The sequence below is a fragment of the Curtobacterium sp. SP.BCp genome, from assembly GCF_051903255.1.
GTDB lineage: Bacteria > Actinomycetota > Actinomycetes > Actinomycetales > Microbacteriaceae > Curtobacterium.
The window spans coordinates 768,595-790,084 of sequence record NZ_CP194338.1 but is presented as its reverse complement, the minus strand read 5'-3'; the positions used below and the strand labels follow the sequence as shown (position 1 = coordinate 790,084).

19 protein-coding genes are annotated in these 21,490 nt (G+C 70.7%); 9 read left to right on the top strand and 10 right to left on the bottom strand.

Going from position 1 to position 21,490, the window contains the following annotated elements:
• The first annotated feature begins 83 nt into the window (after window positions 1–83).
• Window positions 84–530 (top strand): MarR family winged helix-turn-helix transcriptional regulator, encoded by a 447-nt coding sequence (locus ACRQ4C_RS04040; protein WP_439690223.1) that lies wholly within the window; start codon window positions 84–86, stop codon window positions 528–530.
• Between the two features lie 163 nt (window positions 531–693).
• Window positions 694–849, top strand: a complete 156-nt coding sequence (locus tag ACRQ4C_RS04035) for a hypothetical protein (RefSeq protein WP_290132659.1) — start codon at window positions 694–696, stop codon at window positions 847–849.
• Between the two features lie 82 nt (window positions 850–931).
• Here ACRQ4C_RS04035 and ACRQ4C_RS04030 read toward each other — a convergent pair whose 3' ends face one another.
• The 4 genes from ACRQ4C_RS04030 to ACRQ4C_RS04015 all read right to left on the bottom strand — a co-directional run bounded on the left by ACRQ4C_RS04030 (window position 932) and on the right by ACRQ4C_RS04015 (window position 5,428).
• Window positions 932–1,780 (bottom strand): carbohydrate ABC transporter permease, encoded by an 849-nt coding sequence (locus ACRQ4C_RS04030; RefSeq protein ID WP_439690222.1) that lies wholly within the window; start codon window positions 1,778–1,780, stop codon window positions 932–934.
• Window positions 1,780–2,658, bottom strand: coding sequence for a carbohydrate ABC transporter permease (locus ACRQ4C_RS04025; RefSeq protein ID WP_439690221.1), 879 nt, complete (start codon window positions 2,656–2,658; stop codon window positions 1,780–1,782). The genes ACRQ4C_RS04030 and ACRQ4C_RS04025 overlap by 1 nt, the downstream gene beginning before the upstream one ends.
• A 113-nt stretch (window positions 2,659–2,771) precedes the next feature.
• On the bottom strand, window positions 2,772–4,091 hold the full coding sequence (locus ACRQ4C_RS04020; RefSeq protein ID WP_439690220.1) for an ABC transporter substrate-binding protein: 1,320 nt from the start codon (window positions 4,089–4,091) through the stop codon (window positions 2,772–2,774).
• A 329-nt stretch (window positions 4,092–4,420) separates the two neighbouring features.
• Entirely contained in the window at window positions 4,421–5,428 is a 1,008-nt protein-coding gene (locus ACRQ4C_RS04015; protein ID WP_439690942.1) for a LacI family DNA-binding transcriptional regulator, read from the bottom strand.
• A 217-nt stretch (window positions 5,429–5,645) separates the two neighbouring features.
• Between ACRQ4C_RS04015 and ACRQ4C_RS04010 the strand changes: the two genes are divergently transcribed.
• Genes ACRQ4C_RS04010 through ACRQ4C_RS03990 form a run of 5 tightly spaced genes read left to right on the top strand, consistent with a single transcriptional unit; the run spans window position 5,646 to window position 10,748 of the window.
• Window positions 5,646–6,878 carry a sugar ABC transporter substrate-binding protein gene (locus tag ACRQ4C_RS04010; RefSeq protein ID WP_439690219.1) on the top strand — a complete coding sequence of 411 codons (1,233 nt, stop codon included), beginning with the start codon at window positions 5,646–5,648 and terminating at the stop codon, window positions 6,876–6,878.
• A 58-nt stretch (window positions 6,879–6,936) separates the two neighbouring features.
• The gene (locus tag ACRQ4C_RS04005; protein WP_439690218.1) at window positions 6,937–7,908 is read left to right on the top strand and encodes a carbohydrate ABC transporter permease; all 972 of its coding nucleotides are present in this window, start codon (window positions 6,937–6,939) and stop codon (window positions 7,906–7,908) included.
• The gene (locus ACRQ4C_RS04000) at window positions 7,905–8,795 is read left to right on the top strand and encodes a carbohydrate ABC transporter permease (RefSeq protein ID WP_290132665.1); all 891 of its coding nucleotides are present in this window, start codon (window positions 7,905–7,907) and stop codon (window positions 8,793–8,795) included. Before ACRQ4C_RS04005 ends, ACRQ4C_RS04000 begins: the two co-directional genes overlap by 4 nt.
• A 43-nt stretch (window positions 8,796–8,838) precedes the next feature.
• A complete protein-coding gene (locus ACRQ4C_RS03995) occupies window positions 8,839–9,633 on the top strand; it encodes a ThuA domain-containing protein (RefSeq protein WP_439690217.1) in 795 nt (264 codons plus the stop codon).
• The gene (locus tag ACRQ4C_RS03990; RefSeq protein ID WP_439690216.1) at window positions 9,630–10,748 is read left to right on the top strand and encodes a Gfo/Idh/MocA family protein; all 1,119 of its coding nucleotides are present in this window, start codon (window positions 9,630–9,632) and stop codon (window positions 10,746–10,748) included. Before ACRQ4C_RS03995 ends, ACRQ4C_RS03990 begins: the two co-directional genes overlap by 4 nt.
• A gap of 86 nt (window positions 10,749–10,834) precedes the next feature.
• On the opposite strand, the gene ACRQ4C_RS03985 is transcribed toward ACRQ4C_RS03990, so the two are convergent.
• The 5 genes from ACRQ4C_RS03985 to ACRQ4C_RS03965 form a co-directional block, all read right to left on the bottom strand.
• Window positions 10,835–11,347 carry a hypothetical protein gene (locus tag ACRQ4C_RS03985; RefSeq protein WP_439690215.1) on the bottom strand — a complete coding sequence of 171 codons (513 nt, stop codon included), beginning with the start codon at window positions 11,345–11,347 and terminating at the stop codon, window positions 10,835–10,837.
• A 124-nt stretch (window positions 11,348–11,471) separates the two neighbouring features.
• Entirely contained in the window at window positions 11,472–13,967 is a 2,496-nt protein-coding gene (opgC, locus tag ACRQ4C_RS03980) for an OpgC domain-containing protein (protein WP_439690214.1), read from the bottom strand.
• On the bottom strand, window positions 13,964–14,371 hold the full coding sequence (locus ACRQ4C_RS03975) for an ATP-binding protein (RefSeq protein WP_290132670.1): 408 nt from the start codon (window positions 14,369–14,371) through the stop codon (window positions 13,964–13,966). The genes opgC and ACRQ4C_RS03975 overlap by 4 nt, the downstream gene beginning before the upstream one ends.
• Window positions 14,368–16,392, bottom strand: a complete 2,025-nt coding sequence (locus ACRQ4C_RS03970; RefSeq protein WP_439690213.1) for a glycosyltransferase — start codon at window positions 16,390–16,392, stop codon at window positions 14,368–14,370. The genes ACRQ4C_RS03975 and ACRQ4C_RS03970 overlap by 4 nt, the downstream gene beginning before the upstream one ends.
• 92 nt (window positions 16,393–16,484) lie before the next feature.
• Complete coding sequence (locus ACRQ4C_RS03965) at window positions 16,485–17,225, bottom strand: TetR/AcrR family transcriptional regulator (protein ID WP_290132671.1); 741 nt, start codon at window positions 17,223–17,225, stop codon at window positions 16,485–16,487.
• Window positions 17,226–17,349: 124 nt separating this feature from the next.
• On the opposite strand from ACRQ4C_RS03965, the gene ACRQ4C_RS03960 reads away from it, so the two are divergent.
• Together ACRQ4C_RS03960 and ACRQ4C_RS03955 are read left to right on the top strand one after the other, a co-directional pair.
• Complete coding sequence (locus ACRQ4C_RS03960) at window positions 17,350–18,273, top strand: NAD-dependent epimerase/dehydratase family protein (RefSeq protein ID WP_439690212.1); 924 nt, start codon at window positions 17,350–17,352, stop codon at window positions 18,271–18,273.
• Window positions 18,274–18,411: 138 nt separating this feature from the next.
• Complete coding sequence (locus ACRQ4C_RS03955; protein WP_439690211.1) at window positions 18,412–20,055, top strand: ParB/Srx family N-terminal domain-containing protein; 1,644 nt, start codon at window positions 18,412–18,414, stop codon at window positions 20,053–20,055.
• Window positions 20,056–20,128: 73 nt separating this feature from the next.
• Here ACRQ4C_RS03955 and ACRQ4C_RS03950 read toward each other — a convergent pair whose 3' ends face one another.
• On the bottom strand, window positions 20,129–21,466 hold the full coding sequence (locus ACRQ4C_RS03950) for a fibronectin type III domain-containing protein (protein ID WP_439690210.1): 1,338 nt from the start codon (window positions 21,464–21,466) through the stop codon (window positions 20,129–20,131).
• Window positions 21,467–21,490 lie beyond the last annotated feature (24 nt).

Sequence of the window (21,490 nt, the reverse complement as noted above, 5' to 3'; positions counted from 1 at the left end):
TCGATCGCGCTATCCGGATACGGTTGTCCGGTGACCGCAGCGTACAGTTGCGCGGAGTCGATCCGCAGTGAGGGGGTCTCCGCATGAGCGACCTCGACCTGCTGGGCGCGCTCACCCGCCTCGAGGGCGCGGTGGCCGCGCTCCGCGCACGACTGCGCGAGCGACTCGAGGTCTCGCAGGGCGACCTCACGGTGATCCAGTTCGTGGCCCGCGCCGAGACCGCGGAGCGGACGGTCCGGGTCAAGGACCTCGCGACGCACCTCGGCCTGACCGGACCGGCGGTCACGGGACTCGTCGATCGCCTGGAGCGCTCCGGGCACCTGTGCCGGGTCCCCAACCCGGACGACGGACGCAGTCGCCGCATCGAACTGACCGAGGCCACACGCGTGGCGTACGCCGCTGCGATGGACGGCACGAACCAGCACCTGCACGACCTCATGGCCTCCTTCTCGGAACGGGAGCGCGCCAGGTTCGTGCGGATCGTCGACCGCGTCGTCGCGGCGATCGACCTCGGATCCCCGGGCGCCTGACGGCAGAGTACGGGCGTCTGCAGACACTCCCAGACCGTTTGTCCAGCATACGCAACAAGGTAACTTTGCTACCTAGTTGACCGGTCGGCCACCGTCACGGGCACGTACCGTCGGCACGGTCGGGGCGACCGCCTCGGCACCGCCGACGATCGAGGAGCTCCCCATGGGCGCGTACGAGACCGAGCCCGGCATCGAACCGGTGCGCATCGAGACGATCCGCGGCATGCGTCGTCGCTGGAAGCACGGCGAACTCCGCGAGGCGCCGTCGACCCCGGACGACTTCTTCCGCGACACGGCGCGCGACGCGCGTCGCCGCTGATCAGCGGCACCACCTGACGGACGGGAGGCCCGGGTCGGATCCGACCCCGGCCTCCCGTCCGTCAGGTGGTCGCCCCGCGACCTCAGCCCTTCACCGCGCCGGAGGTGAGGCCCGAGACGATCGAACGACGGAACACCAGGACGAGGATGACGATCGGCACGGTGGCCGCGACGCTCGCCGCGAAGATCTGCGCGAACGGCACGGTGAACTGCGTGCCGAACAGCGCGATCCCGACCGGGATGGTCCGGAACGAGTTCTCGCTGTTGAACGTCAGCGCCATGAGGAACTCGCTCCACGACGCCGTGAAGGTGAACACCCCGACCGTGAAGAGGCCCGGCTTCGCCATCGGCAGGATCACGCTGAGCACGGTGCGCCAGGCGCCCGCCCCGTCGATCTCGGAGGCCTCCTCGATCGTGGAGGGGATGCCCTGCAGGTAGTTCCGCATGATCCAGATGGCGAACGGCAGGTTGAACGCCACGTACGGAACGATGAGCCCCGGGTACGAGTTGAGCAGGCCGAGGTTCCGCTCGAGCAGGTACAGCGGCGTGAGGACCGCGATCGCCGGGAACACCGACAGCATGAGCAGCGACGTCATGATCGCGGTGCGGCCCTTGATCCACCGCCCGGCGAGCGCGTAGCCGGCGAGGAACGACAGCGCCAGCACGATCACGGTCGTCGACACCGACACGATGACACTGTTCACCATGTACTGCCCGAGGGCGTTGTCGCGGAACGCCACCACGAAGTTGTCGAACGTGATCGACTGCGGGAATGCGGTCGGCGGGTTCCGGGAGATCTCCGACGCGGGCTTGAGCGCCGTCGTGACGAGCCAGTACAGCGGCAGCGCGGTGAGCACCGCGATGACGACACCGCTGGCGTTGACGGTGTTGACCCACTTGCGCCAGCCCTTGCGGACACGTGTGCGGGGCATCAGTCCCCTCCCTTCGCCTGGTTCCGGAAGGCCCGGAGGAACAGCAGACAGCCCGCCGCGACGATGACCGCCGTGCTCGTGGCGATCGCGGCGCCGGGGCCGATGTTGATGTCCTGGAAGAGCACCTTGTAGCCCATGATCGCGAGGGACTGCGTGGCGGTGCCCGGTCCGCCGTTCGTCAGCACGAACGGCAGGTCGAAGACGCCGAACGCCTGCAGGATGCGGAAGAGGACGGCGATCGTCAGCGTCGGGGTGAGCTGCGGGAGCACCACGCGCCAGAACGTCTGCCACGTGTTCGCGCCGTCGAGCTCGGCGGCCTCGTAGTGGTCCTCCGAGATCTGCACGAGGCCCGCGAGCAGGATGATCGCCACGAACGGTGTCGTCTTCCAGATGTCCGCGACCATGAGGCCCGTGATCGCGGGGACCGGTTCGCCGAGGATCACCGGGGCGTCCCCGAACAGCCCGAAGACCCACGTCGCGACGCCGTACGTGGAGTCGTAGACGTACTTCCAGAGCTGCGCGTTCACGATCGTGACGAGCGACCACGGGATCAGCATGAGCGCGAGCATCCAGCCGCGGGTCGCCCCGAGCCGTTCGAGCACGAGGGCCACGAGCATGCCGAGGACGAGCTCCACGAAGACCGTCACGACCGTGTAGAGCACCGTGAACCCGAGCGCCCGGTACCAGTCGGCGCTCTGGAGCAGGGCCGCGTAGTTGCCGAGCCCGAAGGACTGGATCGAGAAGCCCTCGTAGCCGACCTCGACGTCCGCGAAGCTCAGGACGATCGAGTACACCACCGGGAAGATCGTGACCGCGGCGACGACCAGGAGCGTCGGGGCCGCGAAGCCCCACGCGCCCCGCGCGCGCACACGCTCCATGCGCGACCGCGCGCTCGTCGGGCGGTACCCGTCACGGCGACCCGTGCCTCCAGGCCGGAGCGCCGGACCGCCGGCTGGTCCGCGGGAACCGCCCCGCGTCGCGGTGCCGGCGCTCACAGCGCCTCACCGGCCAGGGCGAGCGAGATGGCCGAGGCCATCGAGCGCGTGCCGCCGTCGACGGACGCCTGGCCGCCGAGGATGCTGTTGCCGTTCTGGTAGACGCCCTGCGAGACCTTCGGGTAGTACGCCGTCGAGGTCGGGCGGGGCACCAGCGTGATGCCCGCGGCGGTGTCGTAGGTCGGACGGTTCTGCCGCTTCGCGTCCTGGCTCGTGAGCGACGCCGACCGGGCGGGGAGCACGCCGCCCTCACGGGTGAGGAACTGCTGCGCGGTCTCGCTCGACATCCACTTCGCGAACGTCAGCGCCGCGGCGGGCTGCTGCGTGTGCGGGTTGATGTAGTTCCCCCACCCGCCGATCGTCGAGTGGTGCTCGTCCTGTCCGTCGAACGTCGGGCGCGCGGCGAGCCCGACCTTGCCCGCCACGGCGGAGTCCGGGCCGTTCGCGATGCCCCACGCGTACGACCAGTTGCGGAGGAACGCCGCGCGGCCACCCGAGAAGGCGTCGTTCGTGTCCTGCTCCTGGTACGTCAGGGTCGCCCGGGGGCTGGCGCCGTCGGTGATGAGCGAGCGCATGAACTCGAACGCGCGCTTCGTCTCCGAGCTGGTCGTCTCCGGCTTCGTCAGGTCGTCGTTCAGCAACGAGCCGCCGGCGTCCGCGACGAACTCGGTGACGTTGCACGTGAGGCCCTCGTAGACGTCACCCTGGAAGGCGAACCCGTAGCTGACGTCGCCCGTGTCGACGAGCTTCGCGGCGGTCTCGCGGACTTCCTCCCACGAGCGCGGGACCTGGAAGCCGTGCTTGTCGAGGAGGTCCTTGCGGTACAGGAAGAACGACTCGTCGATGTAGAGCGGGAACATGTAGTACGTGCCGTCGACGCTCGCCGCGGCACGCAGGCCCTCGGGGAACTGGTCGAAGAAGCCCTCTCCGACGAGCCGGTTCACCGGGGTCGCGAGCTTGTTCTTCGAGAACTGCCCGGGCCACGCGACGTCCCCGAGGTACACGTCCGGCGTCGGGCTGCCCGCAGCGATCTGGGTCGTGAGGCTCGTCCGGTTCGTGTCGGTGTCGCTCGGCGCGCTGACGATGCGGACCCGGATGTTCGGGTGCTCCTTCTGGAACTCCGCGATGAGGCGTCGCCGGAGGTCCCCGCCGTCCTTCGAGGCCACCTGCCCGGCCCACCAGCTGATCGTGACGTCACCCTCGGGCGGGTCGGTGGGCCACTCCTCGACGGTGGTCCGCTCGGGTCGGGTGGAGCACCCGGCGAGGAGCAGCACCCCCGCTCCCCCGAGCAGGAACAGTCTGCGGTCGATCGCCATCGCGTCCTCCTCGACGGGTGGTGGTGCTCGTGGTGCTGCCGAACCTGTGCATCCACTCAACCAACGGTCGCTGGGAGCGCGCGCAGCGCGCCGGGAAGCGGCACGTTGTCGCTTTCCCGCGAACGGCACCAGGAGCGGTCGTGAAAGCGACAGATGACCCCTGCAGCGCGGCGGGAAGATGTCGCTTTCGCGAAGGCGACGCGCCGAGCAGCGGACGGGAGGCACGGTGCGGGCCCGACCCGACCTCCCTCGTAGGCTCGGTCGGCGCGCCCCGCGCAACGCTTCGCGTCGCCGCTGAGCGGGGCGCGCCAGGCCGGCGGGTGGGCGCGTCAGCGCCGCGCGGGCGCGGTGGACTCCGCGGTGCGGAGCGTGCAGGGCAGCAGGAAGTGCGGCAGCTCCGCCGAGGTGCCGTCGAGCTGGTCGATGAGGGCGTCGGCGGCGCGGGTGCCCAGCTCGCGACCCGGCGCGAGCATGGTCGACAGCCGCGGGTAGTGCTGGTCGGCGTTCGCCGCGGAGGACGCGATGCTCAGCACCGAGACGTCCTCGGGGACGCGGCGGCCGGCGTCGAAGAGCCCGACGAGCAGTCCGCCGGCGCTGTCGTCCTTCATCAGGAGCACCGCGGTGCAGTCCGGGTCGGCCGAGAGGAGTTCACCCACGGCCGCACGGCCACCCTCGCTGCCGGACCCGGCGTAGACGACGGTCCCGGTGAGGCCACGGTCGGCGATCATCGCCCGGAACGTGGACTCGGCGCGGAGGTGCGGGGCGTACCCGGCCATCGGCGTGCCCTCGAGGTTCTCCAGGACGATGCCGAAGCGGCGGTGCCCGAGCGACTCGAGGTGGTCGATGCTGTCCACGATGGTCGTCTCGAAGTCGATGTCGACGAACGGCAGGCCCGTGCTGTCCCGGGTGCGACCGATGAGCGTGAACGGGACGTCGAGGTCGGTGAGGACGGCCACGCGCGGGTCGTCCATCCGCACCTCCATGAGGATCACGCCGTCGACGAGCCCACCGGACACGAGGTCGTCGAGGTCGTCCCCCGCGGGGTCGACCGGCCAGAGCACGAGGTGGTAGCCCCGCTCGGAGGCACGCTCGGCCGCGCTCATGAAGAACTCCGAGGTCGTCGGGCTGAACCGGTTGCCCGTGGTCGGGAAGAGCAGCGCGATGATGCGGGTCCGGCGACTCGCGAGCGCGCGGGCGACGACGTTGCCGCGGAACTTCAGCTCGCGCATCGCGGTCCGGACGCGGGCGGTCGTCGCGGGGGTCACGTACTTCGTGCCGTTCACGACGAACGACACCGTGGCGATCGAGACCCCGGCGCGGTCGGCGACCTGCTGCATCGTTGCCACTGCCACTCCCGCTCGATCCGGCACCGCTCGTTCCGGAACCGCTCGTTCCGGACTCGCTCAGCATAGCTCCCAGGTTCCGAAAAAAGCGCTTTACGAGTGAAGCGCTTATCTGTTAGCGTCTCGCCCCAAGGAACGCAGGGACGACGACGTCAGCGAGTCGTGGTCGTGCTCCCGAAGTCCATGACTCCACCAAGAGAAGAGCTGTGCAATGAAGCAGAAGTTCCCCTCGTCGCCCCGCCGGATCCGTGCCCTGCTCGGCGCGGCGGCGGTCCTCGCGACGGTCCCCCTGGTGCTCACCGGCTGCTCCGGCTCCGGGTCCGCCTCCTCCGGCGGGAGCAAGGCCCTCACCATCGAGGACTACTACGACGCGAGCTACAACCCGGTGTACAAGCAGTGCGCGAAGGACGTCGGCGCCACCGTCACCATCAACCACGTCGCCGGTGCCGGCCTGATCTCGAAGGTGCTGCAGCAGGCGTCGTCGAAGACCCTCCCCGACGTGCTCATGCTCGACAACCCGGACGTGCAGCAGATCGCGTCGTCGGGTGCGCTCTCCGACCTCAGCGCGTACGGGCTCAGCGCCTCCGGGGACGTCCCCGGCGTCAAGGCGGCGAGCACCTACAAGGGCAAGCTCTACGGCGTGCAGTCGAACACGAACTCGATCGCGCTGTACTACAACAAGAAGCTGCTCTCCGAGGCCGGTGTCCAGCCGCCGAAGACGTGGGACGAGCTCAAGGCCGCCGCGAAGAAGCTCACCAAGGGGTCGACCTACGGCTTCGCGATGAGCAACATCAACACCTACGAGGGCACCTGGCAGTTCCTGCCGTTCTTCTGGTCGAACGGCGGTGACGAGAAGGACATCGCGACGCCGCAGGCAGCGCAGGCCCTGCAGCTCGTCGAGGACCTGCAGAACGACGGGTCGATGTCGAAGAGCTCGATCAACTGGGCCCAGGCCGACGTCAACAACCAGTTCCTCGCCGGCAAGGCCGCGATGATGATCAACGGCCCGTGGCAGCTCCCCGCCCTGAACGAGAAGAAGGGCCTCGAGTTTGACAGCGTGCCGATCCCGACCCGCACCGGCGACGCCACCGTCGCTCCGCTCGGCGGCGAGGCGTTCACCGTCCCGCAGACCGGCGACAAGGAGAAGATGCAGCTCGCCGGCAAGTTCGTCGGCTGCCTCCACTCGGTGAAGGGCCAGGAGGCCCTCGCGAAGCTCAGCGGGAACGTCCCGACGAACCTCGAGGCAGGGGCGAAGTGGGCCGAGAGCCACCCGCAGGTCGCCTCGTTCGTCACCACGGTCAAGACCGCCCGTGCCCGCACCGGTGAGCTCGGCCCCGACTGGCCCAAGGCCGCGACGAAGATCTACACCGCCGTCCAGCTCGCCCTCACCGGCAAGGCCAGCCCCGAGGCAGCGCTCCAGCAGGCGCAGTCCCAGAACCAGTAGTGCACGAGGGAGCCGGTCGGACCGGCCGGCTCCCTCTCCACTCCAGGAGAGGATCCGCATGAGCGCCTCGACACAGGCACCCGCTCGCACTCCGTCCCGCCCGGCGACACGGACCACCGTCGCCCCGCCCGTCCGCCCCGGACAGCGCCGCGCGCGTCTCCGGAGCGGCATCACCCGCTGGCTGTTCGTCATCCCGGCCGCGCTCTTCGTCGCGGTGTTCTTCGGCTACCCGGTCGTCAAGAACATCCTGATGTCCTTCCAGGACTACACGACCGCCACGTTCTTCACCGGCGAGGCCCCCTGGGTGGGACTCGCGAACTACGTCTCCGTGTTCTCCAGCTCGGTCTTCACGACGAGCGTGGTGAACACGGCGCTCTTCACGGCCGGTTCGATCGTCCTGCAGTTCGTGATCGGCCTCGGGCTCGCCCTGTTCTTCCGCCGGCACTTCCCGCTGTCCGGCTTCCTGCGCGGGCTGCTCCTCCTGCCGTGGCTGCTCCCCCTCATCGCCTCGAGCGCGGTGTGGAAGTGGCTGCTCGACCAGGACAGCGGCGCGCTCAACCAGCTGCTCGGCCTCGTCGGGATCGCGCCGGTGCCGTGGCTGGTCAGCCCGAGCCTCGCGCTCATCGCGGTGATCGGCGTCAACGTGTGGCTCGGCATCCCGTTCAACACGACGATCCTCTACAGCGGCCTGCAGTCGGTGCCGCCGGAGCTCTACGAAGCGGGGGCGCTGGACGGCGCGACCGGGTTCAAGGCGTTCTGGTACATCACGTGGCCGAGCATCCGGAGCGTGGTGAGCATCGTCATCGTCCTCGGGGTGGTCTACACGCTCAAGGTCGTGGACATCATCCTCGGCCTGACCGGCGGCGGACCCGCGAACTCGACGCAGACCCTCGCCACGAACGCCTACCACCAGTCGTTCGTCAACTTCCAGTTCGGCATCGGAGCCGCGGTGAGCAACGTCCTCATCGTCGTCTCGTTCGTCTTCGCGATGGTCTACATCGCGATCTCCCGGAAGGCGGTCGACGAATGAGCGTCGGACTCGCGAACCAGACCGTCACCGCGACCCGAGCCCTCACCACGAGGCGCACGGCGCGACTCCCCCGGCCGAAGCGCGGCGTCAAGGGCATCCCGCTCACGATCCTCGGCATCGTGTTCCTCGCGGTCATGGTGTTCCCCGTCTACTGGATGGTGAACACCAGCCTGCAGGCGACGTCCGGGGCGGCGACCGCGACCTGGTTCCCGTGGTCGCCGACGTTCGCCGGCTACGAGGCCGCGTTCCAGCAGCAGGGGCAGAACTTCCTGTCGAGCATGATCATCGGCCTCGGCACGGTCGTGCTCACCCTCGCGGTCGCGACCCCCGCCGCGTACGGGCTCGCCCGGTTCCGGATGCGCGGTACGCGGGTGTTCCTGCTCGTGCTGCTCATCACGCAGATGATCCCGGCGATCGTCATCGCGAACGCGCTCTACACGCTGTTCAACAACATCGGTCTGCTCAACAGCTACGTCGGGCTCATCCTCGCGGACAGCGCCGTGCAGGTCCCGTTCGCCGTCCTGCTCATGCGGGCGTTCATGGAGTCGATCCCGCCGAGCCTCGTCGAGGCGGCGCTCGTGGACGGCGCGAACGACTTCCGTGCGTTCGTGTCGATCGTCCTGCCGATCAGCCGCAACGCGATCGTCACCGCGGCGCTCTTCACCTTCCTCGGGGCCTGGGGCGACTTCCTCATCGCGCTGACCCTGACCTCCACACCGGCCGTGCGCCCGATCACGCTCGGCATCTACAACTACATCGGCTCGAACGTCACCGACTGGGGGCCCGTCATGGCCACCTCCGTCCTGGCGTCGCTGCCCGCCGCCGTGCTGCTCATCGTCGCGCAGCGGTACATCTCCGCGGGTGCCCTCGGTGGCGCCGTCAAGTGACGGCCGGCACGAGCTCCCCGAACCCAGCCCAGAAAGGCACACCATGACCTCCACTCCCTTGCGCATCACCGTGTGGGGCGAGAACGTCCACGAGCAGGTCGAGCAGCACGTCGCCGAGCGGTACCCCGACGGCATGCACGGCGCGATCGCGGACGGCATCCGCGAGAACCTGCCGGACGCCGTCGTCCGGACCGCGACGATGCAGGAGCCCGAGCACGGCCTCACCGACGAGGTCCTCGCCGAGACCGACGTCCTCACCTGGTGGGGCCACGCCGCACACGCCGACGTCGACGACGCCGTGGTCGACCGGGTCCACAAGCACGTCCTGTCCGGCATGGGGCTCGTCGTCCTGCACTCCGGCCACTGGTCGAAGATCTTCGGCAAGCTCATGGGCACCACGTGCACGCTCCGGTGGCGGAGCGAGCACGACCAGGAACTCGTCTGGACCGTGAACCCGCAGCACCCCATCACCCGCGGCGTCCCCAACCCGATCGTGATCCCCGAGCAGGAGATGTACGGCGAGTACTTCGACGTCCCCACCCCGGACGAGCTCGTCTTCATCTCCGGGTTCACCGGCGGCGAGGTCTTCCGGAGCGGCATGACCTACCGCCGCGGCGCCGGGAAGATCTTCTACTTCTCCCCCGGCGACCAGGACTTCCCCGTGTACCACCACAAGGACGTCCGCCGCGTGATCGCGAACGCCGCCGAGTGGGCCCGACCGGAGCGGGAGCGCGAGTTGCCGACGCTCCGGCGGTACGACCTCGGCGAGTACTTCGACGGGCAGCACTACCGCGGTCCGTTCGACGACGCGCCCGTCGACGAGGAGGTGCCGGCGTGACCGCCCCCCTGCGTGTCGTCCAGGTCGGCGCCGGTGGCATGGGCCGTGCCTGGCTCAGCACCGCCGCAGCGGACCCGGACGTCGAGCTCGTCGGCATCGTCGACCTCGACCTCGACGCCGCGCGGGCCGGAGCCGGCGTCGCGGGCGACCCGACGATCCCCGTCGGCACCGACCTCAGCGCGCTCATCGCCGAGACCGGGGCCGAGGCGGTGCTCGACATCACAGTCCCCGTCGCACACCACCCGGTGACGCTCGAGGCGCTCCGGGCCGGCCTGCCCGTCCTCGGCGAGAAGCCCGCCGCGCAGACGGTCGCGGAGGCCCTCGCCCTCGCGGCCGCCGCCGAGGCCACCGGCAAGCTGTTCATGGTGTCGCAGTCCCGCCGGTACAACGACCAGCTCGTGGCGTTCCGGCAGCACGTCCGGGGGCTCGGGGCCATCGGCGGCCTCGACACCCGGTTCGCGAAGGCCCCGCACTTCGGGGGCTTCCGCGAGGAGATGGACGACGTGCTCCTCCTCGACATGGCGATCCACGCGTTCGACTCGGCCCGGTACGTGCTCGAGCGCGACCCGGTGTCGGTCTACTGCGAGTCGTGGAACCCGTCGTGGTCCTGGTACCGCGGCGACGCCGCCGCCGCCGCCGTGTTCACCTTCGAGGACGATGTCCGGTACGTGTACGACGGCTCGTGGTGCGCACCGGGTGCCGAGACCTCGTGGAACGGCGACTGGCGGGCCTCCGGCGCGGCGGGCACCGCGCTCTGGGACGGCGACCACGACCCGTGGAGCGACCTCGACGGCACGCCGGGCACACCCGCGGCCGCCCCGAGCGTCGGCGACGAGATCGCCGGCTCGCTCGCGTCCTTCGTGCGGGCGGTCCGCACCGGCGAGGTCCCGGACGGCGAGGTGCACGGCAACGTCATGAGCCTCACCATGGTGGACGCGGCGATCGCCTCGGCCCGGTCCGGACGGCGCATCGTCATCGACGAGGTGCTCGAGCAGGCGCACGCCACGGCGATCGAGCACGAGCAGGACCCCGCGATCCGCGAGCGGCTCACCGCGTGGGCGTCGGTCCGCGGCGCGCTGTCGACGGGGTCACCCGACGCGGCCGCCCTCGGCTAGGCGCGACCACACGACGGACGGGAGGCTCGGTGCCAGCTGGCACCGAGCCTCCCGTCCGTTCGTCCGCGCCACGGGCGCGGTGCGCGTCAGCGCGCCCAGACGTTCGGCACGAGCTCGCGCAGGGCGTCGGTGCCGTGGTCCTCGAAGCCGTCGGTGACGAGGGCGGTCTGGTGGCCGTGGTCGTCCGACATGGACGTGACGACGGAGCCGCTCTCGACGGGGACGTCGCCGCAGACCGAGAAGGTGCCGGTGCTGTCCTGTGCGGGGTTGCTCGCGATGAGGCACACCGCGTCGTGCGTGGTCGTGGCGACCCAGTACGTCGTCCCGTCCGATTCGCCGAGACGACGCTGACTGTCGACGTCGAGGTCCTCCGGGGTGGCCGCCCCGTCGGGCAGCGCGTCACTCGACGCGAACGCGCGGTCCAGCACGCGGAACCGAGCGGCGGCAGGCACCACAGCGGTCGCGGTCTGCGTCGATCCCGCGGCCCGGCTCGTGCCGGTGTGCGCGTCGCTGTCGGCCCGATCGGCGTGCTGGGTGCACCCGGCGAGCGCCAGTGCCACCACCGTCGCCGCCACGATCGTCGTTCCGGTTCCCCGCATGTCGTCCCCCTCCGGTGGTCGAACCGTACCAGGGCGACCGGTAGCTCGAGACTCGGCCCGGCGGACACGTTCGCGGTTCCGAGACCGCGAACGTGTCCTCGGAGCCGAGACTCGGGCAGCGGCGTCAGCGCGGGATGACCGAGAACAGGAACTTCTTCCGGACCATGTACCAGGCGAGCAGGATGAGCAGGGTGTGCGCGGCGAAGCCGATCCAGCCGTTGAACCAGTCGACGCCGGGGATCGACGCGATGGCGAGTGCGAAGAACACCTGCCACACGAACACGTAGAGGCTCGCCTGGCCGAGCGGGATCCACAGCCAACCGATGGTCTTCGCGATCGGCTTCCAGAACACCGTGAGGATCGCGTACGACACGATGGCGAAGAACGCGATGTCGACCAGGCGCCCCCACTGCAGGTCCACGCGCTGGTACGCAGTGTTGTAGAGCTGGTCGTACATCGTCGCGGGGAACGGCGTCGGCGTGAACCCGAAGTGGTTGCCCGCCCACACGTACACCAGGAACAGCGCGTAGCCGACGATCCCGACGCCGATCAGCACCTTGCCGAGCCGGCCGGTGAGTGCGCCGATGATCTGCCGCCGGTAGGTGCCGAGGACGAGCCCGTGGGTGAACACGACCTGCCAGGTGAGCAGGGGGAACACCGCCTCGAACTGCGAGTTCAGCGGGCGGAAGTCCGGGGTGAGCGCCTGGTAGACGTACAGCGCCCAGCTGACGAGGAGGAGCGCCCACCAGAACCCGCGCCGGATCACCCACATGAAGACCGGGATGAACAGGCTGAGCACCACGAAGAGGCCCATGATGTTGAACGGCCACGGACCCATCTCGAGCAGCAGGAACTGCCGGATCGCGAACCACGGCGGCGGGTAGGCCAGCAGCTGCATCGCGTTCGGGTAGAGGTCGTACACGCGACCCTCGGCCCCGACGCCCCCGGTGCCGGTGCCCCGGTCCGTGAAGGTCGTGATCGCGTCCGTGTTGAGGAACGGCACGAAGCTCAGCGCGAAGACCACGAGGATCACCACGAGCGTCACGAGGTACTGCTTGCGTGCCCGCTTCCACGCGCCGACGGCCGCCGCCCACTCGCCGAACTTCTTGATGGCGAACGGGTAGGTCATGCCGAGGACCATGCCGGACAGGAACACGAACATCTCGGCGCCGGTGATGGCGCCCACCGCGTGCAGCGTGATGTACGAGTACGGTCCGCCGATCTCGATGTGGGTGATGACGACGGCGAGGATGATGAACCCGCGGAACAGGTCGAGCCGGAGGTCGCGCCCGGGCTTGCCGTCGTCGGGGTACCGCCAACTCGGGACGAGCCGACCGAACAGCCCGCTGAGCAGGAACACCGCGGCGAGGCCGACCGCCAGCCACACGATCCAGGCCATCTGGTCGCCGCCGGTGTCGTACTGCTGGTTCGTCGCCGCGGCGCCGTCCTGCGGGGTGACCCGCTCGGTGACGGGGCCGAACACGAAGTCGCCCGCGCGCTCGAGGTCGGTTCGGAACGAGCCGGCGATGCCGGGGTTGGCGGTGTCGCGCCAGTCGGCGACCCGGTTCCCCGCCTCGGGCTCTCGACGGTTCGTCTCGAGGAACGTGATCCCCTCGACGAGCGGCTTGTCCTGCACCGCCGCGATGACCTGCCGCCACCAGCCCTGCTTGACGGTGAGCTCCGCGGCGCCCTTCAGGGAGTGGTCGTAGAGGGCGCCGGTGTCGAGGAGCATCGGCAGGTCGCGGCCCTTCGCGAACCGGTCGTAGAAGGTGCCCTCGGTCACGGGCTGCTCGTAGCCCCAGGTCTCGTCGAAGCGGGCCTGGACCTCGCCGGACTCCGGGGCGTCGTTCCGGGTGAGCGGGACGTCGCGGCCGGCCGCCTCGGTCGCCTTGCCCTTGCCGAACGAGAACATCGACAGCCCGACCCAGTCGACGCTCGACGCCCCGGGCCAGTACGGGGCGTAGGGGTCGTCCGCCGCGGTGAGTTCGCCGTCGCCGTTCGTGTCGAGCGCGTCGACGTCGTTCGAGGACAGGTCACGGAGGCGGCCGGCGGACTCACCGAACGGGTACCCGGCGCCGTACGACGGCGCCCAGACCATCGCGGCGTCGGACGTGCCGGCGTGGACCTGCTTCGCGAGTGCCCGGAAGGTGCGCGTGAAGTCGGTCGGCTGCTGCCCCCACGACACCCACGTGCCGTTCATCTGCGGCGCGTACCGGACGAGGACCTTCGTGCCGTACTGCTCATGGACCTGTTCGAGGAGTCGGTTCGCCTTCCGGGCGTCCGCGGTCGTCAGGGTCGAGAGCTCGTGGTCGGGTTCGAGGCTGACCACGAGGACGGCGCCCTGCGCGGCCGCGGCCCGGGTCGAGCGGAGCAGCTCGCGTTCGGCCGCGCGGTCGATCGGGTAGTCGATCTCGACGCCGTACATCGACGGCACGGCACCGAGGCGGCCCGCGTAGCCGTCCGGCGCGTCGTCGCCCCAGTCGAGGTCCGGACCGAACCAGCGCTCACCCGAGGCCGGACCCGATGGGGAGTCCTTCGCGGCGGTCGTCGCGGACGCGGGCAGCGCGCCACCGAGGACGAGCGTGGCGACGACGACGAGGAGTGCGAGGAACCGCCTCACCGGTCGCACACCAGGGTCCACACGTTCCGTCCGTGCTCGTGTCGGTGCTCCAGCCGGTCGAGCGCGGCGATGGCGAGCGCGAGTCCGCGGCCGCTCTCCTCGTCGACGTCCGCCATGGTGACCGCCGCGAGGTCGACGTCGGCCGGGCGGCCGTTGTCGGTGAGGACGGCGGTGAGTTCGTGGTCGGTGGCCTCGAGGTGCACGGTGTAGCGCCTGCCTGCTTCCTGGTCGTTCCGTCGGGTGTGCTCGACGATGTTCGCCGCGATCTCGGCCAGCGCGGTCTCGAGCTTGAAGCGCTGCGCGACGTCGTCGATGCCGAGGCCGTCCCACCACGAACCGAAGCGGTCCTGGACCTCGTCGAGGGACTCTGCGGTCGCGGGGACCTCGAACGTCGTGCTCGTCACAGGGGTCCTCCCACGGTGCTCGACTCGTGCTCGACGGGCGGCGTGAACACCGGTGCGCGGTAGAGCACGGCGCGGATCACGATGCTGAAGATGAAGAGGTCGAAGACCACCCACGCGGTGTTGACGAGCGGTGCGATGCCGTCGGCCTGGCCGGTGGCGTAGCGGATCCCGATCATGACGAGCGCGGCGACGAGGGCCCCCATCGCGTACAGCTGCGGCTTGACGAGGTCCCACCGAGGCTTCTGGTCGGACTCGTCGCGGACCTTCGGCGTCACCCGGAACCCGAGGGGCTTGCCGCGGAACACGTTCTCGAAGGCACTCGTCACCGACTCGATCCACACCGGGAACAGCGCGAGCGAGTACTGCTGCCCGCGCCACGTCGGTCGGCCGGCCGCGACGACCCAGAACAGGAGTTGGTTGAGCACGAGGAACGGGATGAGCCGGACGAAGAAGTCGACGCTGTACGCCTGGACGGGGACCACCCCGAACGACAGGCAGAGCACCGGGGCGGCGATGTAGACGATCGCGGCGAAGCCCGACAGGTAGCTCCACATCGTGGAGAAGTACATGAGCCGCTGGCCCCACGAGAGGCCCTTCTGGACGAGCGGGTTCTCACGGAAGAACACCTGCATGGTGCCCTGCGCCCAGCGGAGGCGCTGGACGAGCATCGTGGGGAGGTCGTCCGGCGCGAGGCCGGTGGCGAGGATCTCGTCGTGGTACGCGGACTTCCACCCGAGGCCGTGCAGGCGCATCGCGGTGGCCATGTCCTCGGTGACCGAGATCGTCGCCAGCGGCATGATCGGCTGCGCCTCGTCGTCACGGTTCACGTCGAGCGCGCGGGCGAGCACGGCGATGGACTCGATCGCGGCGACCGGGGAGGCCTCGCGCTGCCCGAGCACGTCGAGCGCGGCGTCGTCGAGACCGGCGAACGTGTCGGCCTCGGTCGACATGGCCGCGAGCTCCTGCAGGTCGTTCCGCACGGACTCGAGGTCGTCGGCGGCGAACCGGAACGAGATCGCGTCGATGCCGCGCTGGAAGTCGTAGGTGACGTCACCGAGCGGTTCACCACGGGACACCTGGTCGCGGGCACGTTCGACCACGGCCTCGGCTTCGTCGAGGGCTCCGAGGACGCGCGGGTCGGTCTCGGTCTCACGGGCGCGGGCGAGCAGCGTCCGGGAGGTCTTGATCGTCCGCTGCACCGACGCCTCGACCTCGCGGACGTACCGGGTGACGCCGAGCTGCATGAGCGCCTCGCGCCGGAGGATCGCGTTCGACCCGCAGAAGAACGCGGCGTTCCAGCCGTCCTTCGACTGCTGGATCGGGCCGTAGAAGAGCGGGGCCTGGCTGCCGAGGAGGTCTTCCTTCGGCACGTTCTCGAACCACTGCGGCGTCTGCACGAGCGCCATCCGATCGTCCTTGAAGTACCCGAGCGTGCGGTCGAGGATCGCCGGGTCCGGCACCTGGTCGGCGTCGAGGATGAGGAGGAACTCGCCCTGCGTCGCGAGCAGGGCGTTGTTGAGGTTGCCGGCCTTGGCGTGGCGGGGACGGTCGACCCAGTCGGCTCCGCGGGTGATGATCCCGATGCCGAGCGACTCGGCGGCCTCGCGCATCTCGGGGCGGTTGCCGTCGTCGAGGATCCACGTGGAGTGTGGGTGCCGGATGGCCTTCGCGGCGCGGGCGGTGCGGAGGACGAGGTCGACCGGCTCGTTGTAGGTCGTGATGAAGACGTCGACGGTGACGTGGTCGCCCGGCGACCTCGGCGGCTCACCCCGCTCGCGGAGCCGCCACGCGCCGAAGGCGAACAGGAGCGAGTCGATGACGCTGTAGGTCTCGGCGAGGATGAGCGGGACGGCGATCCACCACGAGTGCCAGTTCACCGACGCCGCCCACCGCCAGACGATGTAGTTCACGCCGGCGATCGACGCGAGCAGGGCGACGGTGCGCACCGCGACCATGCGGCGGCGTGGGGTGCCGGTGGTGAGTCGGCGCCGGTCCTGCCGGCTGACGTCGAGCGCGCTCATCCACGTCCTTCCCTCGGGAGGGTCCACCCCTGCTGGCGCGACCTGGTGAGTGATCACGTACAGGACTGTCTACCGCAGGCAGGGGTCTCGTGTCAGCCGACACCCGTCGAACGGCGATCGCCGATCCCGAGGTCGTCCGCGAGCCGCGCCACGACGTGGTCGAAGTACACCGCGTCGTCGGACACCGCCCCGACCGTGTGCCCGAAGAGCTCGAACGAGACGACCCCGAACACCGTGGTCCACGCCATCAGGATCCGGAGCACGAGCTCGTCCGGCAGGTCCGGTGCGATCCCCCGCTCGCGCATGTAGGCGACGGCGTCGCCGATGGCGGCCGGGAGTCCGTCGGGAGGCGACGCCGGCGCCGGACGGGCACCGTGCCTCCCGGCGGTCCACGCGTCCGCGACCACCCGGATGAGCACGTGGGTCGTGCGCGACGCGGGCTCGATCGTCGACGGCGGGGCGACGTAGCCGGGGACCGGCGACCCGTAGAGCAGGGCGAAGTCGCCGGGGTGGGCCACGGCCCACGACCGGATCGCACGACACACGGCACGCCAGCGTCCGCCGACGTCGGCCCGGTCGACCGCGGCGTCGGCCGCCTCGACGGCCGCCCCGAGCTCGTCGTAGTCGAGCACGAGGAGCGCGGTGAGCAGGTCGTCGCGGCTCGCGAAGTAGCGGTACACGGCCGACGAGACCATCCCGACGTCCCGTGCGACGGCGCGGAGGGCGAGCTGGCTCGGACCCTCCTGCGTGAGCCGTGCCCGGGCAGCGGCGAGGATGCTCGCGTACACGGCCTCGCGCGCCAGGGCGCGGGCGGTCGGCGGCTTCGTCTCCATCCCTCCACCATGCCATGTGAGAGCACTGCACACAAACGAGAGCAGTGCTCTTGCAATTCGATGGCGACCGGTGCAGACTGCTCCTGCGAGAGCACCGCTCTCCCGATCACTCCAGGAGGAACCCATGTCCGCTCGTCACCTCGTCATCGGAGCCGGCCCGGTGGGCCGGCACGTCGCCGCCGTCCTCGCAGAGCGCGGCGAGGACGTCACGGTCGCCACCCGCTCGGGTCGCGACACCGGCCTGGGGGCAGTGGGTCACGTCGCGCTCGATGCCTCCGACACCGACGCGCTCACCCGGGCAGCGGACGGCGCGGCCGTCCTCTACAACTGCGCGAACCCCGGCGACTACACGCAGTGGGAGCGCACGTGGCCGCCGCTCATGACCGCGATGCTCACCGCTGCCGAGCGGACCGGGGCGGTCTACGCGATCACGGGCAACCTCTACCCGTACGGCCCGGTCGACGGCCCGATGCACGAGGGACTGCCGGACGCGGCCACCGACCACAAGGGCATCCTCCGGGCGAAGCTCTGGGCCGACGCCCTCGCGGCGCACCGGGCCGGACGCGTGCGTGCGGTCGAGGTCCGTGGCTCGGACTACGTCGGGCCGGGCGTCGGCGGGAACGGGCACGTGACCCGCGTCCTCCCCGCGGCACTGCAGGGGAAGGCCGTGACGATGCTCTGCCGGACCGACCTCCCGCACACCTTCACGGACGTGCTCGACGTCGCACGGACCCTCGTCGCGGCGGCGCTCGACGAGACCGCGCACGGCCGGACGTGGAACGTGCCCTCGAACCCGCCGCGCACGCAGGAGCAGGCCGTGACCGACATGCTGGCGGTGGCGGGGAAGCCGCCGGTGCCGGTGCGGCGCCTGCCCGCGGGGGTCATCCGCGCCGGCGGACTCGTGGTGCCGTTCCTCCGCGAGATGTCCGACATGTCCTACCAGTGGACCCGGCCGTACGTCCTCGACGACTCGGCGGCGCGGGCGCACTTCGGGATCGAGCCGACGCCGTGGGAAGAGGTCTGCCGCCGCACCGTGGAGGGGCTGTAGGCGCGAGGGCGCGGCGGGCCGCGCGGGTGCGCGGTGGCGCAACACCTGTCGTTCACCCGTCGGCCACCGCTCCGTCAACCGGGGTCGCGAACATGCGAGGACACTCAGCCCCGCCCGCCTCCTCCCGACAGGAACCCCGTGCCCGCACTCCGGACCATGCGGATCATCGCGCTCACCACCGCGCTGACCGCCACCCTCGGCGCCGCCGCCGTCTCGACCGAGACCGCGACCGCCGCCCCGACCCCGATCACCGACGACCGCGCCACGAGCTGCACGACGGGCAGCACCGCCGACCTCTGCGCCGCGCCCGACACCCTGCTCGACGTCCGCATCGGCGACGTGCACCCGACGCAACCGTCGCTCGGCTACGACGAGGTGTACTACAAGCTCGGCCGCTACTCGACCGCGCTGAGCAAGGACGCCGTCAACAAGAAGTTCGACGACTGGTGCGAGGCGAACGGCCAGGAGGAAGCCGAGACCACCACGGCGACCTCGACCCTCACCGACCCGTCGTCGTTCACCTGCACGGTGCCGGTCGGCTCGGAGACGGCGGACACCATCGCCCCGATGAAGACCGTCGTGGTCGGCCCCGGCGGCACCCTGTACCTCACCGACGGGCACCACACGCTCACGTCCTTCGACGAGGACAGCGGGCCGGACGTGCACGTCCGGCTCCGGGTCCTCGGCAACCTCTCCGGCATGACCGAGTCCGCGTTCTGGCAGACGATGCAGGACAACCGGTGGGTGTGGCTCCGGGACACCGCCGGGAAGGTCATCACCCCCGCCCAGCTGCCGCAGAACGTCGGGCTGGCGGAGTTCCAGGACGACAGCGCCCGGAGCATCATGTACTTCGGCCGCGACGTCGGGTACACCGCCGACGGCGCCGTGCCGTTCCAGGAGTTCTACTGGGGCTCGTGGCTCCGTGCTCACCCGGAGCTCGGCCTCGCCGACTGGGACCAGGACGACTTCGCGGGCTCGCTGTCGCTCGTCGAGCGCATCACGAAGGCGCAGGTGACGCTCCCCCGCGACGAGGTCGTCGACGCCGAGAGCGGGTACACCGCCGCGGACCTCAGCACGCTGACCGACTGGAACGACGGCAAGGCCGTGACGAAGGGCGAGTGGGCGAAGCTCTCCGCGCCGTACTCGTCGGAGAAGCCCGGCAAGCTCGCGTACATGACGGAGTACCGGAAGACCCTGGCCGCCGAGCCGGGCGACCCCGGCACCGACCCGACCGAGCCCGGCGACCCCGGCACCGACCCGACCGACCCCGGCACGACGCCCACCGACCCGGGCACCACACCCGCCGACCCGGGCACCACGCCCGCCGACCCGGGCACCACGCCCGCAGACCCCGGCAGCGCCGACCCGACCGACCCGGCCACCGTCCGCGGCTCGGTCACGGTCACGGGTGACCTCGTTGCCGGCGGCGCCGTGACCGTCCGCGGCACGGGCTTCGCGGCCGACGCCGATGCCCGCGTCGAGATCCACTCCGACCCCGTGCTGCTCGGCACCGTGCGGACCGACGACTCCGGCGCGTTCACCCTCGCGGCGACCGTCCCCGCCGGGCTGCCCGCAGGGACCCACACGGTCGTCGTGGTCGTCGACGGCGTGACCGTCGGGTCGACCACGGTGACCGTCGTCGCGGACGCAGCGGGCTCGGACGGCGAGCTCGCGTTCACCGGCGCCGAGGGGCTCGTCCCGGCAGCGATCGCAGCGCTCCTCGCGCTGCTCGCCGGGACCGGCATCGTGGCGGCGCGCCGTCGACGCGGTCACCGCGCGTAGTCGACGCAACCGCCACACGGACTGGAGGCGCGGTGCCCGCTGGCACCGCGCCTCCAGTCCGTCATGGGCCGAGTCAGATGGACGTGAGCCGGCTGAACTGCCCCGTCGAGAGCTGCTGCGCCGCCCCGCCCGCGGCGGGGATCCGCCAGAGACCGGAGTCGGCGTCGACGAAGAGGTCACCGGCGGAGTCGGCCGCACCCGGGTAGTACCCGTTCGACGGGACCTTCGGGCCACCGGTGACCGCGTGGTCGAGCGTCACGCCGGACGCGTCCTGCGTGAACAGGTCCGCCACCGCGTGGTCGGCCGTGCACGGGTGGAAGGGGTCCGCCTCGGAGGTCGCCGCGCACCAACCCGCCGACTGACCGAGCAGGAGCGAGTCGTCGTTCGTCGCGCTGAACCGGTACTTGACCTTCGCGGGTACGGGCACGAGCGTGGACGACCCGGGAGCGAGTGACCAGAAGCCGTTGTAGCCGCTGCCACCGAAGGCGCGGAAGTCGAGGTACAGCGAGCCCTGCCCGTCGGCGACGAGCGCGGTGAAGTAGCCGATCGGCTGGCCGCTCGCGAGCCCGACCTTCCGGGTGGTCACCGTACCGTGCACCGTGCGGCTGACGACGGTGCCCACGGTCGGCCCGGTCGAGGATCCCGGAGCGGTCGTGAAGGTGGAGACGGTGCCGTCGCGACCGACCGCCCAGGCGGTGCCGCTCGACGGCAGGATCGTCTTCGGGACGGCGGCGCCGATCGGCAGCTTCACGACGCCGCCGGACACGGAGTCGACCCAGTACACGTTGCCGGCGACGTCGGTACGGAGGTCCTTGGTCAGGTGCAGCCCGGTCGCGAGGACCCGCGCCGCACCCCCGCCGGCCGGGTACTGGAGCAGCTTCGTGCCGTCACTCGAGGGGACGAAGACGTTGCCGACGTCGTCCGCGGCGTAGCCGTCGCCCTTCGCAGCGACGGTCTTCGGCGCGCCGGTGCCCGTGGTCGGGAAGCGGACGACCGACCCTGCGGCGTCGAGGCCGTAGAGCGACTGCGCGACCGTGGTGCTCGCCGGGGCGGTGTACCGGACGGAGACGCTGCGGCCGTCGCCCTTCGCGCCGACGGCCCGGACGGAGAACGTGTAGTGCACGCCCGCGCGGATCCAGCCGTAGCGCTCGGACCGGACGTTCGCGGCGACCACGTCGGTCCCGCTGCCCGGTTGGCCGGCGGTCGGTCGGATCGAGACGCGCCAGCGCTGCACGGCGGCTCCGGAGCGCGGGGCACTCCAGGTCAGCGTGGCGGCGTCACCGGCACCGCTGACGTGGACGGACGTCGGGGCCCCGGGGAGCCTCGACGCGGGAGTGGCCGCCATCGCGGGCGACACTCCACCGATCACCAGCGCCGCGGCGGCCGCGGCGGTGAGCACTGCTCTGTACACGATCGATCCCCTACTGGTCCGCGT

What these genes read in the sequence shown, in the direction of transcription:
- ACRQ4C_RS03995 (WP_439690217.1), top strand. Translation starts at nt 8,839, where the DNA reads ATGACCTCCACTCCCTTGCGCATCACCGTGTGGGGCGAGAACGTCCAC.
- ACRQ4C_RS04035 (WP_290132659.1), top strand. Translation starts at nt 694, where the DNA reads ATGGGCGCGTACGAGACCGAGCCCGGCATCGAACCGGTGCGCATCGAG.
- ACRQ4C_RS03960 (WP_439690212.1), top strand. Translation starts at nt 17,350, where the DNA reads ATGTCCGCTCGTCACCTCGTCATCGGAGCCGGCCCGGTGGGCCGGCAC.
- ACRQ4C_RS04000 (WP_290132665.1), top strand. Translation starts at nt 7,905, where the DNA reads ATGAGCGTCGGACTCGCGAACCAGACCGTCACCGCGACCCGAGCCCTC.
- ACRQ4C_RS04025 (WP_439690221.1), bottom strand. Translation starts at nt 2,658, where the DNA reads ATGGAGCGTGTGCGCGCGCGGGGCGCGTGGGGCTTCGCGGCCCCGACG.
- ACRQ4C_RS04040 (WP_439690223.1), top strand. Translation starts at nt 84, where the DNA reads ATGAGCGACCTCGACCTGCTGGGCGCGCTCACCCGCCTCGAGGGCGCG.
- ACRQ4C_RS04005 (WP_439690218.1), top strand. Translation starts at nt 6,937, where the DNA reads ATGAGCGCCTCGACACAGGCACCCGCTCGCACTCCGTCCCGCCCGGCG.
- ACRQ4C_RS04010 (WP_439690219.1), top strand. Translation starts at nt 5,646, where the DNA reads ATGAAGCAGAAGTTCCCCTCGTCGCCCCGCCGGATCCGTGCCCTGCTC.
- ACRQ4C_RS03985 (WP_439690215.1), bottom strand. Translation starts at nt 11,347, where the DNA reads ATGCGGGGAACCGGAACGACGATCGTGGCGGCGACGGTGGTGGCACTG.
- ACRQ4C_RS04015 (WP_439690942.1), bottom strand. Translation starts at nt 5,428, where the DNA reads ATGCAGCAGGTCGCCGACCGCGCCGGGGTCTCGATCGCCACGGTGTCG.
- ACRQ4C_RS03970 (WP_439690213.1), bottom strand. Translation starts at nt 16,392, where the DNA reads ATGAGCGCGCTCGACGTCAGCCGGCAGGACCGGCGCCGACTCACCACC.
- ACRQ4C_RS04020 (WP_439690220.1), bottom strand. Translation starts at nt 4,091, where the DNA reads ATGGCGATCGACCGCAGACTGTTCCTGCTCGGGGGAGCGGGGGTGCTG.
- ACRQ4C_RS03965 (WP_290132671.1), bottom strand. Translation starts at nt 17,225, where the DNA reads ATGGAGACGAAGCCGCCGACCGCCCGCGCCCTGGCGCGCGAGGCCGTG.
- ACRQ4C_RS04030 (WP_439690222.1), bottom strand. Translation starts at nt 1,780, where the DNA reads ATGCCCCGCACACGTGTCCGCAAGGGCTGGCGCAAGTGGGTCAACACC.